We start from the raw sequence: 17,651 nt of genomic DNA on the forward strand, positions 1-17,651 counted from the left end.
CCAGCGCCTAGGCCTTCGCCCTCGCCAGATGGTAAGCCCTTTTTAAACCATTTGCCCTATCCCGGATCGCAAGGTCCTTTGCGGGCGAAAACATGCGGGCGTATCTCAAGCAACCTCTGGTGATCTCGACGCTGGTCGCGCTGCTGTGCGGCCTGTTGTCGCTCGCCCGCCCGCTGGACCAGGGGTATTGGAATACACGTTATCGTTTTGGTCAGAAGCCCGCGCCGCAGTCGGTCGTGCTGATCAACATGGATGCCGAGATCAGCGGCTCCGACCGCCAGACCGCCCGCGTGCTCCAAGCCGTGGCGGCTGCGCAGCCCGCGCAGGTTTACCTCGACCGCAAGACGAATGCCGCCTCGCCCGAACTGCAGAACGCCATCGACCGACTGGGTAACCGCCTCCGGCTGGTCGTTCGCTATGCCAAGCAGGACACGTTCGAAGAGGCCTACATTACCCTCCCGCCCCCAGCGATCGTGCCGAGATCGCGGATCGTGGCCTCGGGCTGGATCACCAACTTCTGGCGTTATGGCGTGTCGACCGCGGCCACAGCACGGGTCGGCGGCGTCACCTATCCGATGCTGGGATCGGCCCTGGCCGGGCGGCTAGGCGAGGCGGACGAAGAGATCCGCCCCGATTTTGCGGTCGACCCGCGCACCGTCCAGCAGATCGCCGCCGAGCGGTTGCTGGCCAGCCGGAGTGCCGGAGCGGCGCTGCGCGGCAAATCGGTCATCCTCAAGGAGCCGCGATCGGGCCCCGGCGTTCTCGTCGGCTACTTCTCGCATGGCCGCATCGATCCTGTCTATCTCGACATCGCCGCGGGCGAGGCCCTCAAGAACGGCGATACGCACAGCATCGACTGGCTCCCGCTGATTGCGGCGTTCGCCGCGATCATGTTCGCCGTCAAACGGATCGCCGCCCGCCGGCTCCGCCGGGCGGCCTACGTCGTCGCGGGTCTGGGCCTGCTGGTGGGACCGGCCCTGCTCGATCACATTGGCATCACCAGCAATCCCTCGGCCAGCCTCGTCGGTCTGACCTGTTTTGTCGCCATCAAGCTTTGGTCCAAGTGGCAGACGCAGGTGCTGCAAACGAGCCGCTCGGGCCTGCCGAACTTCGTCGCGCTCACCGAACAGCCCTTGCCCGGCCAGCACGACGTCATCATCGCCATCGTCGGTCGGTATGAAGAGATCATGGCCACGCTGCCGGGCGACCTGCATGGCGAATTCGCCCGGCAGATCGCCCGCCGTCTGGCGGTTGGGTGCGGTGCCCGGCACATCTACCACGGCGAGGGCGGTCTGTTCGCGTGGATCGAGCCGACCCGCTCGCTCGAGCAGCACATCGACAACCTCGAGGGCCTGCGCAGCCTGTTCGCGGCGCCGCTGCTGGTCGGCAAGCATGTGTTCGATACCAATGTGCACTTCGGGCTTGAGCGGAACCACGAACTGGACGCGGTGACCCGCGTAAACACCGCGGTGGCCAGCGCGACCGAGGCGCTCAAACATGGCCGTACCGTCGAGATGTTCGAGGCGAAGCGGCTCGCCAACGCCGCCTGGGAGCTTTCGCTGCTGGCGCGGATCGACGAGGGCATGCGCAACGGCGACATCTGGCTCGCCTACCAGCCACAGTGGGACTACCATGAGGCCCGGCTCAGCGGAGCCGAGGCGCTGATCCGCTGGAACGATCCGGTTCGGGGTCCGATCCGGCCCGACGAGTTCATCCTCCAGGCCGAGCAGGCCGGCCGGATCGACGCCCTGACATACTGGGTGCTGGATCAGGCGATCAGTGCGGCCGAGCGGTTCAACGCCTTCGGGCCGCGGTTCCAGATCAGCATCAACTTGTCGGCCCAGTTGGTTGATAAGCCTTCGCTGATTAGCTCGGTGGCCGATATCGTCCGCCGCCGCGGGATCGATTGCCGGCTACTCACGATCGAGGTGACCGAGACTGCCGGCATGTGCAACCGTCCGGCCGCGATTCAGAACCTGATGAAGCTGCGGGCGATGGGCTTCCGCTTGTCGATCGACGATTTCGGGACCGGCGAGGCCTCACTATCCTATCTTGCCGAGCTGCCCAGCGACGAGCTGAAGCTGGACCGGCGCTTTGTCTCCAAGATCGTCCATCACGAGCGTGAGCGCCATATCGTGGCCAGTACGATCAATCTCGCTCACGCGCTCAAGCAGACCGTGGTCGCCGAAGGAATCGAGGATCTCTCGACCTTCGAGCTGTTGCGCCAGCTGGGCTGCGATGTTGGACAGGGATACCATATCTCGCGCCCGGAGACTCTGGATCAGCTGATTGCGCGCTACGCGGCGCTCACCAAACAGGGCTCCACCAAGCTTAAGTCTTGTTAACCATACTCCTTAGTGTTAACCATGCTCATCCGTTTCGATGGAGGCATGGAACATGTGGGACTTCTGGAAGTGGTTTCTCGGAGAATAATCCGCTGATTTCCGCGAGTTGGGGGCAATTCCCAACTGGAAGTCTCGGGTTGTTCGTCGAACACGATGCGAGTCGCGGTTTCCTTCGGGGGCTGCGTATGAAGCGAATACATTAACCGCTCCGGCCAATGCCGGGGCGGTTTGCTTTTGTCCGGACGGGGCCTGTTCCTGTCTGTAACCCGGACGGTACGGACCATGGCCGGTCCAGACTATGGCCGGTCTGGCGCCGGTCCGGTCTGATCGTGTGTCGTTCCGACGCTGCCGTTGATGCGATGGCTCGGCGCGGTCGGACCCGCCTCAGCTCTCGCCATGACCGAGCGCCATGTATTCGGCGCTCTGCATTTCCATCAGGCGGCTGACCGTGCGGTCGAACTCGAACCGGCCGTTGTCGTCCGCTGCGCCGGCGCGGGCATAGAGCGCTTCCGGCATGACCGCCGCCGTGGCGATCAGCTTGACCTTGTTCTCGTAGAGTGCGTCGATCAACGTGACGAAGCGGGCAGTCTCGTTGCGCAGCTCAGCCCCGAGCTGCGGGATGCCGACGATCACCACGGTATGGTAGTGCCGCGCCACGGCCAGATAGTCACTGGCGCCCCGCGCCTCGCCGCACAGCCGCTTGAAGCTGAACACCGCCACGCCCTTGAGGCTTTTGGGCACGAACAGCGTGCGTCCGCCGCCGACCGAGAGTTCGGCTGAGGGCACGTTCGCGCTGTCCTCGGGGGGATAGTCGGTCAGGCGGAAGAAGGCCTCGCGCGCCTGGGCGGTCGCTGCGGCGTTGGCCGGGGCGTGCCAGGTGGCCATGCCACCGAGCCGGTCGAGCCGGTAGTCGACCGGGCCGTTGAGCGGCAGCACGTCGAGCTCGCGGCCGATCAGGTCAATGAACGGGAGAAAGTGCTCACGGTTCAGGCCATCCTTGTAGAGGTCGTCCGGCACCCGGTTCGAGGTTGTCACCACGGTCACGCCCTCGGTCCCGATCAGCGCGGTGAACAGGCGGCTCATGATCATGGCATCGGCGCTGTTGTTCACCACCATCTCGTCGAAGGCGAGCACCTTAAGGTCGCGGGCGAGAGCGGCGGCGACCGGCGGGATCGGGTCGCCGCTTTCCTTCTTGCGCTCTTCGCGCAGCAGCGCGTGGACCTCGAGCATGAAGGCGTGGAAGTGGATGCGCCGCTTCTCGGCAAGGTCGAGTGTGTCATGGAACAGGTCCATCAGCATCGACTTGCCGCGCCCGACGCCGCCCCACATGTAGATCCCGCGGGGACGCGGCGGCGGCTTGCGACCGAGCAGGCGGCCGACCAGTCCGCTGGCAGCGGGCGGCGCGGTTTCGAGCGCGTCCTGCAGCTGGGCAAGCCGCTCGGCCGCCGCCGCTTGCTCGGGATCGGGTCGCAGTTCGCCGGCCGTGACCAGCGCATGGTAGCGCGCGAGCAGTCCGCTCATGCCGCTAGGCCCAGTTTGCGGACGGTACTCTGGAACGAGGCGACGAGAGTGCCATCCTGCTCGATCACGCCGCGCAGGAACGCCAGCCGGCCGGTTTCGCGCAGCAGCTCGACCACGGCATCGAGCGGACGGTCGAGCTTTCCCGGTGCGATGAACTGGAGGGTGAGGTCGAGCGTCACGGCGGCACTGGGATCACGGCCGGTGAGCACCCGCAGCGCGGCGAACAGGCTCATGTCGCTGAAACCGAGCAGGGCGCCCCCGTGCACATGGCCCATCGCATTGGCGAGGTGCCGCTGCGGCTCGATCCGGACCCGCGCCACCGTCTCGCTCTCGCGGCGGGCGAGCGTCGGACCGAGCACGCTGGCGTTGAACCCGCCGGCATCGGGAGCGGCAAAACTCAGCCAGCCCGGGTGATCCGGGCTGGGCTCGACACGGAATGACCGGGGTACACCGTCGGCCACGTCAGATGTGGCGTTCGGCCTGCATCTTCTTGATCTCGGCGATCGCGCGCGCGGGCGAAAGTCCCTTCGGGCAGACGTTGGCGCAGTTCATGATCGTGTGGCAGCGATAGAGCCGGAACGGATCCTCGAGCTCGTCGAGCCGCTCGCCGGTCATCTCGTCACGGCTGTCGGCCAGCCAGCGATAGGCCTGGAGCAGGATCGCCGGTCCCAGGAACTTGTCCGAGTTCCACCAGTAGCTGGGGCACGAGGTGCTGCAGCAGGCGCAGAGGATGCACTCGTAGAGCCCGTCCAGCTTCTCGCGCTGCTCGGGCGATTGCAGCCGCTCCTTGCCCGAGGGCGTGGTGCTGACGGTCTGCAGCCACGGTCGGATCGAGGCGTACTGCGCGTAGAAATGGGTGAAATCGGGGACAAGATCCTTGATCACTTCCATGTGCGGAAGCGGGGTGATGCGGATATCGCCCTTGAGATCCTCGATCGCAGTGGTGCAGGCCAGACCGTTGCGGCCGTTCATGTTCATCGCGCAGGACCCGCAGATCCCTTCGCGGCACGAGCGGCGGAAGGTCAGGGTAGGGTCGATCTCGTTCTTGATCTTGATGATCGCGTCGAGGACCATCGGACCGCAGGTGTCGAGATCGATCTCGAACTTGTCGTAGCGCGGGTTTTCCCCGCTGTCGGGATCGTAGCGGTAGACCGTGAACGTCTTGATCCGGGTGGCCCCTTCCGCCTTGTGGACGCGGCCCTTGCCGGTGATCTTGCTGTTCTTGGGAAGGGTAAAAGTGGCCATTATCCGATCCGTATCCCGATCCATGACTGCTGCGGCGCAACAACGCCGATGCACGTCTCTCTAGCGATTCGAGCCGCAAGGGCAAGCCTGCCCGATGGGCAATATCTCAGGCATCGCCCTTAGGGCGGGGTTGCTGATGGTCTCTCTGGTTGACACGGTTGACAGGGTCCAGAAGCGGCAACCGCCAGATCCGATCGGCGCGATGCAGCGGGGCGGTCGCGGAGGAGCAGTGCGGGGCCATCCCGCCTACCATGCCCGGCCTGTGCCGTTTAGGACAGCCAGTGAAAGCGCACCATGCCCGAGACCCCGCCGCCATCCCCGTCCCAATCGCCGATGCCGTCGCCCCGGCCCCGCCGAGTCGCCGTGTTCGGGGCCGGCGGCGGGATCGGTGCGGCGCTGGTCGCGCAGCTGATATCACGCGATGATGTCGGTGAGGTTTTCGCGCTCAGTCGCACGGCGCCGCCGGTTCCGGCAGATACCAGGGGCAAGCGTGTGCCGCTGGCCTTCGACCTGACCGACGAGGCGAGCATCGCCGCCGCCGCCGCCCGGATCGCCGCGCCGCTTGATCTCTGCATCATCGCGACCGGGATCCTGACCCTGCCCGACGGGACCGGGCCGGAGAAGGGGGCGCGGCAGATCGATCCGGCGGCGATGGCGCGCGTCTTCGCGCTCAACACGATCGGCCCGGCGCTGATCGCCAAGCACCTGTTGCCCTTGCTGCCACGGGATCGCCCGAGCGTTTTTGCGGCGCTGTCGGCCCGGGTCGGCTCGATCGGCGACAACCGGATGGGCGGCTGGCATTCCTACCGGGCCAGCAAGGCCGCGCTCAACATGCTGGTGCGCAACTTCGCGATCGAACTCGGCCGAACCCACCGTTTGGCGATCTGCGTGGGGCTGCATCCGGGCACGGTCGACACCGGGCTGTCGGCGCCGTTCCAGCGCGGCGTGCCGGCCGAGCAGCTGTTCACCCCGGAGCTCTCCGCGGCCCATCTGTTGCGGGTGATCGACGGGCTGACCCCGGCCGACAGCGGCGGCTGTTTCGCCTGGGACGGAGCGCGGATCGAGCCCTAGCGGTGCTTGCCGGTTGCGAATGGTGGTTTGCGCCCCAAACCCGTCATCCCAGCGCAGGCTGGGATCTCTCGCCCCGCCGCGGAAGATGCCAGCCTGCGCTGGCATGACGGGATGGAGAGGAGGGCTGACATCGGCTCGGAGGCTTGCGCCCGATACCCGTCATCCCAGCGAAGGCTGGGATCTTTGGCTTCGCCGCGGAAGATGCCAGCCTGCGCTGGCATGACGCTGGGTTTGGCTTTGGGCAGGCCATGAGCGACAGCCCCGTCTACCCAGCAACCCACGTCTGCTGCCCCCCCGTTACGGACGGTTTGGGGGGGGGCGACCGGTGGCACGTCTCGGCCCATCCTTCTTTTGTCGTCGCTTCAGACGTGATCCGGAGACCAGCCGACCTCTCCGGCCGTGGTGGGTGAGCGACGGCAAAGTCCCGGGTCAACCCCGGGGCACCGGGGACGTGGTTAGGCCGGTCGCGCTGGACCGTTGAACGTCCGCTGTCCGCCAGAGTGGCCCAGCCCCATGAGAAACGGCGCGGAACCGGGGTTCCGCGCCGTTCTCGTTGCCGGTCTGGCCTGGCGTTACTCGCCGAAGGTGCGCTGCCACCAGCCGCGGCGGGGCGGCTGGCCGGCAGTGTCCTCGGCCGGCGCCGGATCGGCGGCGTCGGGCTGGGCGACCGTCTCGGCCGCCACGGCCGGAGCTGCCTGGGGCGCGGCCGGCTCGGCCTCAACCTTCTTGCGGCTGCGGCTGGGGCGCTTCTTCGGTGCAGCCTCGGCCTCGGCTTCGGCTGGGTCCGCGCTAACCACCTCGGCCGGAGCCTCGGCAGCGACCGTGTCGGCCTGCTTGCGGCTGCGGCTGGCGCGCTTCTTGGGCGCGGGCACCTCAGCCTCGACCTCGGCTTCGGCCTCCGGCGCAGCGCTGGCCGGTTCAGCCGCGACTTCGGCCTTCTTGCGGCTGCGGCTGGCGCGCTTCTTCGGCGCGGGCTCGGCCTCGGGCTCAAACTCGGCCTCTCCGGCCGGAGCTGCCTCGACGTCGTCGGCTTCGGCCGGCTCGCCCTCGGCGCCATCGGCACCCTCGAGCTGCTCGCCGCCCTCGCGGTTGCGTCCGCCCCGCCGGCGACGGCCGCGCCGGCGACGCTTGCGCGGGCCTTCCTCGCTGCTGTCACCCGCCTCGCCGGCATAGTCGCCGGCGTCACCATCGGCCTCGGTCTCGGTCTCGGCATCCTCGGCTGAGCCGGTCTCGCCGGCGCCGGCGTCGTCCTCGGTGCCTTCGCCCTCGAACTCGCCGCCTTCGCCGCGGCCACGGTTGCGACCGCCGCGCCGGCGCTTGCGCCGCTTGCGGCGACCGCCGCCTTCGCCGTCGCCCTCGTCGTCACGCGCCGCCCGCTCGCCGCGGCCTTCGCCGCGCCCGCCGCCGCGACGCGAGTCCTCGCGGACCTCGTCCTCGGCTTCGTCCTCGGCGAAGTCCTCCTCGTCGATGAGGTCGTCCTCGGGCTCGATGATCGGCTCGAACTTGGGCAGCGAGGTGGGACGCGGACCCGAAGAGGCGACGCGCATCTTCGCGCCCTCGTTCTCACCCTCGGGGATCACCTCGACGCGCACGCCATAGCGATGCTCGATCTCCTGCAGGTCGGCGCGCTTGGCGTTGAGCACATAGACCGCTGCCTCCTGCGAGGCGAACAGCGAGATGATCGTGCCCTTGCCCTTGGCGGCCTCGTCCTCGATCAGCCGCAGGGCCGACAGGCCGGCGCTGGAGGCGGTGCGGACCAGGCCCGAACCGTCGCAGTGCGGGCACGACCGGGTGGTGGCTTCCAGCACGCCGGTGCGCAGGCGCTGGCGGCTCATCTCCATCAGGCCGAAGCCCGAGATGCGACCGACCTGGATGCGGGCCCGATCGTCCTTGAGCGCGTCCTTCATGGCCTTCTCGACCTTGCGGACGTTCGAGCCGTATTCCATGTCGATGAAGTCGATGACGACCAGCCCGGCCATGTCGCGCAGACGCAGCTGGCGGGCGATCTCGCGCGCGGCTTCGAGGTTGGTGCTGACCGCGGTCGCCTCGATCCCGTGCTCCTTGGTCGAGCGGCCCGAGTTGATGTCGATCGAGACCAGCGCCTCGGTAGGGTTGATCACCAGGTAGCCGCCGCTCTTCAGCTGGACCACCGGATCGTACATCGCGGTGAGCTGGTCTTCGGCGCCATAGCGCTGGAACAGCGGCACCGGATCGGCATAGGCCTTCACCCGGCGCACGTGGCTGGGCATCAGCAGCTTCATGAAATCGCGCGCGGCGCGGTAACCGGCTTCACCCTCGACCACGACCTCTTCGATGTCGCGGTTGTAGATGTCGCGGATCGCGCGCTTGATCAGGTCGCTGTCCGAGTGAATGATCGCCGGAGCGCTCGACTTCAGGGTGGTTTCGCGGATCCCGTCCCACAGCCGGGCGAGATAGTCGAAATCGCGCTTGATCTCGGTCTTGGTGCGCTGCAGCCCGGCGGTGCGGACGATACACCCCATCGACTTGGGGAGGTCCATCTCGGCGATGATCGACTTCAGCCGCTTGCGGTCGGCGGCCGAGCTGATCTTGCGGCTGATCCCGCCGCCATGGCTGGAGTTGGGCATCAGCACGCAATAGCGACCGGCCAGCGAGAGGTAGGTGGTGAGAGCGGCGCCCTTGTTGCCGCGCTCCTCCTTGACGACCTGGACCAGCAGCACCTGGCGCCGGTGGATCACGTCCTGGATCTTGTAGCGGCGGCGCAGCGCCATGCGCTTGTCGCGCAGCTCGTCGGCTTGCTTGGCGTGGGCCCGGCCCTTGTCGCCACCCTGACGGCGACGACCGCGGCGACGCGGCTGCTCCTCGCTGGCCTCGCGCGCATCCTCGCCTTCATGGTCGAAGGCGCCCTCGACATGGCCGTCCTCGATCGTGGCGACCTCGTCCTTCTCGGACGTGTCGATCTCGGTCACGCCGCCATAGTCGTCGTGGTCGGTGCCGGCGAGGTCGTCGGCCAGGCTCTCGCCCATCTCGTCGTCGCCGACGAAGTCCTCCTCGCCCTCGGCGACGGCGCGCAGGGCGGCCTCTTCCTCGGCGTGGGCGGCCTCTTCGGCGAGGAGCCGCTCGCGGTCTTCCTTGGGGATCTGGTAGTAGTCGGGATGGATCTCGCTGAAGGCGAGAAACCCGTGGCGATTGCCGCCAAAGTCGACGAAGGCCGCCTGCAGCGACGGTTCGACCCGGGTTACCTTCGCGAGATAGATGTTGCCCTTGATCTGCTTGTGTTCAGCCGATTCAAAGTCAAACTCTTCAATCCGATTGCCCTTGAGCACCGCCACCCGTGTTTCTTCCGGGTGGCGCGCATCGATTAGCATGCGCGTGGTCATCAACGTATCTCCGTGCGCGCCCAGGCCTGGCCCTCTTGTCGAGGTCCGGGCGGGCGCGTTCCTGTGCGAAAACGCCGCGACAACGCAGGGTTGCGGCGGCGGAAGTGCGATGGTGGGGTTGCGTGTCTGCAGGCAGGGGAAGGCGCGGCGAAATCGAACGCGCGATCAAGCGAGGACCTGTCACCATCGGTGCCGTCGCCCCGAAGGGCAAGGGACGGCAGGACAGCGAACAACTTCTCATACCAGCATCAACTCGGTTCAGGAGGCCGGACAGTGTGCCCGGCCGGAGGTGTGGCCTGCCCGAACCTTCTGCATTCCCTTGGTGGAATACGGCGCCACTGGCCCGTTCAAGGGCTGAGACGAAGCAAGGTTTACGCGGGCAGGACGGCCCTCTGTCCCGGTGCCTAGCATCGCTCCCGCCGGACGGCAAGTTGTTGCACATCCGATGAATCGAAGCCGGTTCGAGACGATTGCGACATAGCTGACGAATGCTTAACGAAGCATGCATGTACCGCCCCGACGGGTCCCGTCTGATCGCCCTTGGCCTGCTTGTGCTCGCGCCGGTCGCCGTTTTTGCCGCGATGGTGGCGGTGGACCGGACGTTCGGGGCTCCGGGTCGCGGCATGGGCTATGTCGTGCGGCTCAAGCTGCCCCCGGCCAGCGGCGAGATCGGCCTGCCGCAGGTGCGCGGGCCGCTCGACGCCAGCCGTCCGCTGGTGGTGATCGATGCCGGCCACGGTGGCCACGATCCCGGAGCGGGCAGCGGTCCGGTCAGGGAGAAGGCGCTGACCCTGGCGCTGGCGCTGGCGCTGCGCGACGAACTTCTGCGGCGCGGCGGGGTGCGCGTGGCGCTGACCCGCGAGGATGACCGCTTCCTGGTCCTGTCCGAACGCGCCGGAATCGCGCGCCGGCTCAACGCCGACCTGTTCCTCTCGCTCCATGCCGACAGCGCCCCGGCCGATACGGCCAGCGGGGCCACGCTCTACACCCTGTCGGAGCGAGGTTCGAATGACAGCGCGGCGCGGCTGGCCGAGGCCGAAAACCGCGCCGACACGGTCAACGGGGTGCCGCTGGAGCGGCAGAGCGGGGCGGTCAACGCGATCCTCGTCGACCTCTCGCAACGCGATACCGCGGCGCGGTCGACCGCCTTCGCCGAACTGGTCCTGCGCGAGGGCGCCGGGCGGGTGCCGTTTCGGGCCCGGCCGATCCAGTCGGCCGCCTTCGTCGTGCTCAAATCGGCCGACTTGCCCTCGGTACTGGTTGAATCCGGCTATATCAGCAACCCTGCCGATGCCGCGCGGATGAGCTCGGCCGAAGGGCGGCAGGCGCTTGCCGAATCTCTAGCACGCGCGATCCGCGTCTATTTCGCCCGCCAGGCCGCACCCGATCCGGCCGTGGCCGAGACCCCCGCGGCAACCGCTAGCGAGCCGGCAGCGCCGTGAGCCAAAGCGGCTGGCTTCGACCCGGATCCGCGTGCTAGAGGCGCCGCGATGGCCGACGATCCTGCTCCCGACCAGCCTCAGCGCGTTCGTATCCGCCGTGATGCCGGCGGGCTCCTGGCAGGGCTGGCCAGCCGCATCGCGCCGTGGCGCGGGCGCCTGGTCCAGCTGTGGCGCGACTATGCGCTGGTGCGCTTCGCCGGGGTGGTGCTGGGCGCGGTGCTGGCGGTCTACCTGCTGGTCTGGGCCACCGTGGCCCGCAACCTGCCCTCGGCCGACGGCCTCCTGACCTACCAGCCGCCGCTGCCGACCATGGTGCGCGGAGTGAACGGCGAGATCGTCTACAGTTATGCCCGCGAGCGCCGCGTCCAGCTGCGTTTCGTCGATTTTCCCCGGCCGGTGATTGACGCGTTCCTCTCGGCCGAGGACAAGACCTTCTGGACCCACGGCGGGGTGGATTTCACCGGCCTGGCCGGGGCGGTGGTGGACTATGCGATCAAGTTCGGTTCGGGCGAGCGCGCGCGCGGCGGGTCGACCATCACCCAGCAGGTCGCCAAGAACATCCTGATCGGCAACGAATATTCGGTCACCCGAAAGCTCAAGGAGATGATCCTGGCGCGGCGCATCGAGGGTGTGCTGAACAAGCAGCAGATCCTCGAGCTCTACCTCAACGAGATCCCCCTCGGCCGGCAGAGCTATGGCGTGCAGGCCGCTTCGCAGGCCTATTTCGGCAAGGACGTCGACCAGCTCGCGCTGCACGAGGCCGCCTTTCTGGCGATCCTGCCCAAGGCGCCCGAGATCTACAGCCGTGCCCGCCACGCCGGGCGCGCGCTCGAGCGGCGCAACTGGGTGCTCGACCAGATGGTCAAGAACGGGGTGGCCTCGCCGGGCCAGGCCAGTTTCGCCAAGGCCCAGCCGCTGGGGCTGATCCCGCGCCGTACCGAGAGCTGGGATCCGAGCGTCGGTTATTTTGTCGAGGAGGTCCGTCGCCGGCTGATCGACCGCTATGGCGAAAGCGCCGAGAATGGGCCCAACAGCGTTTACGCCGGCGGTCTGTGGGTGCGCACCTCGCTTGACCTCGAGCTGCAGAAGGCGGCCCAGGACGCGCTGCGCAGCGGCTTGTTGCGCTACCATTCGGGCAAGGGCTGGCATGGACCGCTCGCCCGGCTGAAGCTCGGCGAGGACGACTGGCAAGGCCAGCTTATCGCCAGCAACCTGTCGCTGCGTTACCAGAACTGGCGGGTCGGCGTAGTGATCCGCCGCAGCGGACCGGCAGCCACGATAGGCTTCCCCGACGGGACCACCGCGCCTTTGACCAGTCTCCCCGATCCGCTTCGCCGTGGCGATGTGATCGCCGCGGCGCCGGTGGGCGGTGGCGTCTGGGGGGTGCGGATCGTGCCCGAGGTGTCGGGCGGGATGGTGGTCGAGAATCCGCGCTCCGGCCGGGTGCTGGCTATGGCCGGCGGGTTCGACGCCGGGCTCGGCTCGTTCAACCGCGCCACCCAGGCGCTGCGCCAGCCGGGCTCCACCATCAAGCCCTTCGTCTACGCCACGGCGCTGGACTATGGCATGACCCCGGCGACCATGGTCCCGGACCAGTCGTTCTGCGTCTACCAGGGCGCCGGGCTGGGGCAGAAGTGCTTCCGCAACTTCGACATGCGCGGTGCCGGCGGAGTGCACACGATGCGCTGGGGGCTTGAGCAGTCGCGCAACCTCATGACCGTGCACATCGCCAACGATACCGGCATGCCCCGGGTGGTCAGCACGATCCAGCGCGTCGGGATCGGCAAGTACGATCCCTACCTGAGCTTCGCGCTCGGGGCAGGGGACACCACCGTCGCGCAGATGGTCAACGCCTATGCCGCGCTGGCCAACAACGGCGTGCAATATGCCCAGTCGATGATCGACTATGTGCAGGACCGCAGCGGCAAGGTGATCTGGCGCGCCGACAGCCGCCCCTGCGAAGGCTGCAACATGGCCGAGTGGGACGGCAAGCCCATGCCGCGCCTGACCGCGCGCGGCAAGCAGGTCCTGGACCCGCGCACCGCCTACCAGGTGGTCCATATGCTCGAGGGCGTGGTCCAGCGCGGCACGGCGACCGTACTGCGCGATCTGGGCCTGCCGCTGTTCGGCAAGACCGGGACCACTTCCGGCCCGACCAACGTCTGGTTCGTCGGCGGATCGCAGGACATCGTCGGCGGGGTCTACCTCGGCTATGACCAGCCGCGCTCGCTTGGCGGCTACGCCCAGGGCGGTACCTTCGCGGCGCCGATCTTCCGCCAGTTCGTCAGCCAGACCAAGTCGCGCTGGAGCCATACGCCGTTTTCCGCCCCTACGGATGTGCGCATGGTCAAGATCGACCGGGTCACCGGCAAGCGGGTGTTTGGCGGCGAGCCCACCTCCGATCCCAAGTCGGCGATCATCTGGGAGGCCTTCAAGGCCGATACCGAACCGCCGCGGGCCACCCGTCAGGACCAGCTCGCCGCCGAACGCGAGATGATCATCGCGGCGATCCGCAAGCTGCGCGAGGTGCAGGGCAACGAGGCGCTGCCCGGCGAGGAGGAAGGCGCCGACTTTGTCGAGCAGCAGGGCGGGGTGTACTGACGGGCGGCTGGACTTGCCCGTCGGCGCCTTTGTTGGTGATCTGGTTCGCCCGATCAGCCCTCGCCCCTAGGTGCCGCTTTACCTTCCAGGGGAAGCAAGGCATTCTGTCTGCCATGAACCGTCACGCCCTTGCTCCGCTCGCTGCGCTGGTCGCGCTTGTCTCCACCCCGGCCATGGCCGCGCTGTCAGTCGGCGCGCCGGCGCCGCAGATCGTCACCCAGGGGGCGATTGCGGGCAAGACCTTCACCTTCGATCTGCAGAAAGCGCTGAAGAAGGGGCCGGTGGTGCTCTACTTCTTCCCCAAGGCCTTTACCCAGGGCTGCACGCTGGAAACCAAGGCCTTTGCCGATGCCAGCGACAAGTTTGCGGCGGCCAAGGCGACGATCGTGGGCATGTCAGCCGATGATCTGCCGACGCTGCAGAAGTTCTCTACCGAGGCCTGCCGCAGCAAGTTCGGCGTGGCCACGGCCGGTTCGGCGGTGGTCTCGGCCTACAACGTCTCGCTTCTGCCGGCCGGCATCGGCGGGATGACCAACCGGACCAGCTATGTGATCAGCCGCGACGGGAAGATCGCCATGGTCCATTCCGAGATGGACTGGCGCCAGCATGTGGCCAAGACGCTGGCCGCGGTTGAGGCGCTCAAGGGCAAGTAAGCCGCCCGGCCCGGTGCGCCGCCTGCACCGGCTTTACAAACACGCGCGGCCCGCTAAGCGGGCCGCTCGTTTTTTGGGAGTGCTTGTGACATGCGTGCCGAAGGGCAGGCCCATATCGACCGGATCGAGGCCGCGTTGGCGCTGGTCCGTCGCTCGCTCGACTGGGAGCGCGCGCTGCGCCGGCTGGACGAGCTGAACGCGCGGGTGGAAGACCCCAAGCTCTGGGACAACCCCAAGGAGGCCGAGGCGGTCATGCGCGAGCGCCGCCGGCTCGAGGCGTCGGTCAGCGCGGTACACCAGATCACGGCGGAAATGGCCGATGCGGTCGAGTTCGTCGAACTGGGCGAGGCCGAGGGCGACGACGACACCGTGGCCGAAGGGCTGTCGAGCCTGGCAGCCCTGGCCGAACGCGCCGATGCCGACAAGGTCCAGGCGCTCCTGTCAGGCGAGGCCGACGCCAACGACGCCTATCTCGAGGTTCATGCCGGGGCCGGTGGGACCGAGAGCCAGGACTGGGCCGAGATGCTCCAGCGCATGTACACCCGCTGGGCCGACCGCCACGGCTACAAGGTCGAACTGGTCGACTATCACGCCGGCGAAGCTGCAGGTATCAAGAGCTGCACGCTGCTGATCAAGGGCGAGAACGCCTATGGCTATGCCAAGACCGAGAGCGGCGTACACCGGCTGGTGCGGATCAGCCCCTATGACAGCTCCGCCCGGCGCCACACCTCGTTCAGCTCGGTCTGGGTCTATCCGGTGATCGACGACAACATCAGCATCGAGGTCAATCCGGCCGATCTCAAGATCGACACCTACCGCGCGTCGGGCGCGGGCGGGCAGCACGTGAACACCACCGATTCGGCGGTCCGCATCACCCACGTGCCGAGCGGGATCATCGTCGCCAGCCAGCAGGACCGCAGCCAGCACAAGAACCGCGAAATCGCGATGAACATGCTGAAAGCCCGGCTCTACGAGGCCGAGCTGGCGCGGCGCGAGGCGGCGGCCTCGGGCGAGTATCAGGCCAAGACCGAAATCGGCTGGGGCCACCAGATCCGCTCGTACGTGCTCCAGCCCTATCAGCTGGTGAAGGACCTGCGCACCGGACAGACCTCGACCGCGCCCGACGATGTGCTCGACGGCGCGCTCGATCCGTTCATGGCCGCGGCCCTGGCGCAACGTGTCACCGGCGACAAGGTGGCCGTGGAAGACGTCGATTGATCAGACGCTGCGGTCCGGCGATGCGCGCTTGGCCGGTCCTTGCGTTGGCGCTGGCGGCCTGCCGGCCAGGCGCAGCCGCAGACGAGGCCGGCCGTGCGCCCGCCGCGCGCGGCTTTCCGCGACCCGATCGGCCGGTTTCGACCATCGGCGCCACCCAGTTCTCTTCGGAAGACCTGCGCGACCGCATGGGCGAGGCGCGCACAGTGATGGATCTGGCGCGGATCGCCGAAGGCATGACCGTGGCTGATCTGGGCGCGGGCGAGGGCTATTACACGATCCGGCTGGCCGAGCGCGTGGGCCGCAGCGGGCGGGTACTGGCCGAAGATATCGACAAGGGCGCGGTAGAGCGGCTTGGGCTGCGGGTGGAACGCCAGCGGCTCGACCAGGTCTCGATCCGCTTGGGCACGCCCGAGGACCCGCGCTTGCCAGCCGGCTCGTTCGACCGGGTGTTCATGGTCCACATGTACCACGAGGTTGCCGAGCCCTACGCCTTTCTGTGGAACCTGCGGCCGGCGCTGCGCAAGGGCGGTAGCGTGATCGTGGTCGATGCCGACCGGCCAACCGGTCGCCACGGCACGCCGCCTGGGCTACTGTTCTGCGAATTCGCCGCCGTGGGCTTTCGTTTGGTAGAATTTGCCCGTAGACCAACAATGGTGGGCTATTATGCCCGCTTCGAAACGGACGGTCCGCGTCCGGCGCCAGCGTCCATCAAGCCGTGCAAGCTTGGCGCTGATGGAGCCGCGGTTGGACCATGACCATTTTTCGGGCGACGGGGAAGTAAAGGGCACAATGGCGTTCAAGGGTTTACAGCCGATTCTCTATGGCGGTCGCGAGGTTTGGCCACTGGTGGAGGGCGGTAAGGGGGTTGCCGCAACGAATCACGCCAGCTCGGGTGCATGGGCTGCCGCCGGTGGGATCGGCACGGTCAGTGCGGTCAATGCCGACAGCTATGATGCCGAGGGCAAGATCATTCCCCAGGTGTACCGGGCGCTGACCCGCAAGGAACGGCACGAAGAGCTGATCCGCTATGCCATCGACGGCGCAGTCGAACAGGTCCGCCGCGCCTATGACATTGCCGGCGGCAAGGGTGCGATCAACATCAACGTGCTGTGGGAAATGGGCGGTGCGCAGCAGGTGCTGGAAGGCGTGCTGGACAAGACTCGCGGGCTGGTGACCGGTGTCACCTGCGGCGCGGGGATGCCCTACAAGCTCAGCGAGATCGCCGCGCGGTTCAACGTCAACTACCTGCCGATCGTCAGCTCGGGCCGTGCCTTTCGCGCGCTGTGGAAGCGGGCCTATCACAAGGTCTCCGATCTGATGGCGGCAGTGGTCTACGAAGATCCCTGGTTGGCTGGCGGACACAATGGGCTCTCCAATGCCGAGGATCCCCGCAAGCCGGAAGATCCCTATCCGCGGGTCAAGGCGCTGCGCGAGACGATGAGGGCCGAAGGGGTTGCCGATTCGGTGCCGATCGTGATGGCTGGCGGGGTCTGGTACCTGCGCGAGTGGGACAACTGGATCGACAATCCCGAGTTGGGCCAGATCGCGTTCCAGTTCGGCACGCGTCCGCTGCTGACCGAAGAGAGCCCGATCCCGCAGGCGTGGAAGGACCATCTGCGCCGGCTCGAGCCCGGCGACGTCCTGTTGCACCGGTTTTCGCCCACGGGCTTCTACAGCTCGGCCGTGCGCAACCCGTTCCTGCGCAACCTGGAAGCCCGCTCGGAGCGCCAGGTCCCTTACTCGAAGGTGTCCGCCGGCGAGCACACGGTGCAGCTGGACGTGGCCGTCAAGGGCAAGAACTTCTGGGTGACCCCGGCCGATCGCGACCGCGCTCGCGCCTGGTACGGCGCCGGCTTCACCGAAGGGCTGCGCACTCCGGACGATACGCTTGTCTTTGTCACCCCTGCCGAGCGCGAGGAGATCCGCAAGGATCAGGCGGACTGCATGGGCTGTCTCTCGCACTGCGGGTTTTCGTCGTGGAAGGACCACGACGACTACACCACTGGGCGGCTCGCTGATCCCCGCAGCTTCTGCATCCAGAAGACCCTGCAGGACATCGCCCATGGCGGTGACATCGACAAGAACCTGATGTTTGCCGGTCACGCTGCCTATCGGTTCAAGCAGGATCCGTTCTATTCCAACAACTTTACGCCGACCGTGCGCCAACTGGTCGATCGGATCCTGACCGGCGACTGA

At 67.4% G+C, this 17,651-nt stretch carries 12 protein-coding genes; 8 read left to right on the forward strand and 4 right to left on the reverse strand.

Translation table 11 applies throughout. From position 1 onward, the window contains the following. Positions 1-92: 92 nt before the first annotated feature. Positions 93-2,345, forward strand: coding sequence for an EAL domain-containing protein (locus H7F53_RS17675; protein WP_246438820.1), 2,253 nt, complete (start codon positions 93-95; stop codon positions 2,343-2,345). 384 nt (positions 2,346-2,729) lie between these two features. Here H7F53_RS17675 and zapE read toward each other — a convergent pair whose 3' ends face one another. Genes zapE through H7F53_RS10620 form a run of 3 tightly spaced genes read right to left on the reverse strand, consistent with a single transcriptional unit; the run spans position 2,730 to position 5,111 of the window. Then, complete coding sequence (zapE, locus tag H7F53_RS10610; RefSeq protein WP_185679454.1) at positions 2,730-3,866, reverse strand: cell division protein ZapE; 1,137 nt, start codon at positions 3,864-3,866, stop codon at positions 2,730-2,732. After that, positions 3,863-4,327 carry a hotdog domain-containing protein gene (locus tag H7F53_RS10615; RefSeq protein WP_185679455.1) on the reverse strand — a complete coding sequence of 155 codons (465 nt, stop codon included), beginning with the start codon at positions 4,325-4,327 and terminating at the stop codon, positions 3,863-3,865. The genes zapE and H7F53_RS10615 overlap by 4 nt, the downstream gene beginning before the upstream one ends. 1 nt (position 4,328) lies before the next feature. Then, the gene (locus tag H7F53_RS10620; protein ID WP_185679456.1) at positions 4,329-5,111 is read right to left on the reverse strand and encodes a succinate dehydrogenase iron-sulfur subunit; all 783 of its coding nucleotides are present in this window, start codon (positions 5,109-5,111) and stop codon (positions 4,329-4,331) included. Positions 5,112-5,444: 333 nt separating this feature from the next. Here H7F53_RS10620 and H7F53_RS10625 point away from each other — a divergent pair, with 333 nt between their 5' ends. After that, positions 5,445-6,182 (forward strand): SDR family NAD(P)-dependent oxidoreductase, encoded by a 738-nt coding sequence (locus tag H7F53_RS10625; protein WP_185679457.1) that lies wholly within the window; start codon positions 5,445-5,447, stop codon positions 6,180-6,182. 572 nt (positions 6,183-6,754) lie between these two features. On the opposite strand, the gene H7F53_RS10630 is transcribed toward H7F53_RS10625, so the two are convergent. Continuing rightward, the gene (locus tag H7F53_RS10630) at positions 6,755-9,541 is read right to left on the reverse strand and encodes an Rne/Rng family ribonuclease (RefSeq protein ID WP_185679458.1); all 2,787 of its coding nucleotides are present in this window, start codon (positions 9,539-9,541) and stop codon (positions 6,755-6,757) included. Between the two features lie 506 nt (positions 9,542-10,047). Here H7F53_RS10630 and H7F53_RS10635 point away from each other — a divergent pair. From H7F53_RS10635 to H7F53_RS10660, 6 genes are all read left to right on the forward strand, one after another. Continuing rightward, the gene (locus H7F53_RS10635; RefSeq protein WP_246438821.1) at positions 10,048-10,983 is read left to right on the forward strand and encodes an N-acetylmuramoyl-L-alanine amidase family protein; all 936 of its coding nucleotides are present in this window, start codon (positions 10,048-10,050) and stop codon (positions 10,981-10,983) included. Between the two features lie 48 nt (positions 10,984-11,031). Then, positions 11,032-13,584: a penicillin-binding protein 1A gene (locus H7F53_RS10640; RefSeq protein WP_185679460.1), complete on the forward strand. Its 2,553-nt coding sequence runs from the start codon at positions 11,032-11,034 to the stop codon at positions 13,582-13,584. 113 nt (positions 13,585-13,697) lie between these two features. Beyond that, positions 13,698-14,237 (forward strand): peroxiredoxin, encoded by a 540-nt coding sequence (locus H7F53_RS10645; protein WP_185679461.1) that lies wholly within the window; start codon positions 13,698-13,700, stop codon positions 14,235-14,237. Positions 14,238-14,327: 90 nt separating this feature from the next. Beyond that, positions 14,328-15,455: a peptide chain release factor 2 gene (gene prfB, locus H7F53_RS10650; RefSeq protein WP_185679462.1), complete on the forward strand. Its 1,128-nt coding sequence runs from the start codon at positions 14,328-14,330 to the stop codon at positions 15,453-15,455. Positions 15,456-15,475: 20 nt separating this feature from the next. After that, positions 15,476-16,210: a class I SAM-dependent methyltransferase gene (locus H7F53_RS10655; RefSeq protein ID WP_185679463.1), complete on the forward strand. Its 735-nt coding sequence runs from the start codon at positions 15,476-15,478 to the stop codon at positions 16,208-16,210. A 34-nt stretch (positions 16,211-16,244) separates the two neighbouring features. Next, a complete protein-coding gene (locus H7F53_RS10660) occupies positions 16,245-17,651 on the forward strand; it encodes an NAD(P)H-dependent flavin oxidoreductase (RefSeq protein WP_185679464.1) in 1,407 nt (468 codons plus the stop codon).

The organism is Novosphingobium piscinae (genome assembly GCF_014230355.1).
Classification (GTDB): Bacteria; Pseudomonadota; Alphaproteobacteria; order Sphingomonadales; family Sphingomonadaceae; genus Novosphingobium; species Novosphingobium piscinae.

Excerpts from the sequence above, each read along its gene's own strand:
- H7F53_RS10625 (WP_185679457.1), top strand. The coding sequence starts at position 5,445 with ATGCCGTCGCCCCGGCCCCGCCGAGTCGCCGTGTTCGGGGCCGGCGGC.
- H7F53_RS10660 (WP_185679464.1), top strand. The coding sequence starts at position 16,245 with ATGGCGTTCAAGGGTTTACAGCCGATTCTCTATGGCGGTCGCGAGGTT.
- H7F53_RS10655 (WP_185679463.1), top strand. The coding sequence starts at position 15,476 with ATGCGCGCTTGGCCGGTCCTTGCGTTGGCGCTGGCGGCCTGCCGGCCA.
- zapE (WP_185679454.1), bottom strand. The coding sequence starts at position 3,866 with ATGAGCGGACTGCTCGCGCGCTACCATGCGCTGGTCACGGCCGGCGAA.
- H7F53_RS10640 (WP_185679460.1), top strand. The coding sequence starts at position 11,032 with ATGGCCGACGATCCTGCTCCCGACCAGCCTCAGCGCGTTCGTATCCGC.
- H7F53_RS10635 (WP_246438821.1), top strand. The coding sequence starts at position 10,048 with ATGTACCGCCCCGACGGGTCCCGTCTGATCGCCCTTGGCCTGCTTGTG.
- prfB (WP_185679462.1), top strand. The coding sequence starts at position 14,328 with ATGCGTGCCGAAGGGCAGGCCCATATCGACCGGATCGAGGCCGCGTTG.
- H7F53_RS17675 (WP_246438820.1), top strand. The coding sequence starts at position 93 with ATGCGGGCGTATCTCAAGCAACCTCTGGTGATCTCGACGCTGGTCGCG.
- H7F53_RS10630 (WP_185679458.1), bottom strand. The coding sequence starts at position 9,541 with ATGACCACGCGCATGCTAATCGATGCGCGCCACCCGGAAGAAACACGG.
- H7F53_RS10645 (WP_185679461.1), top strand. The coding sequence starts at position 13,698 with ATGAACCGTCACGCCCTTGCTCCGCTCGCTGCGCTGGTCGCGCTTGTC.
- H7F53_RS10620 (WP_185679456.1), bottom strand. The coding sequence starts at position 5,111 with ATGGCCACTTTTACCCTTCCCAAGAACAGCAAGATCACCGGCAAGGGC.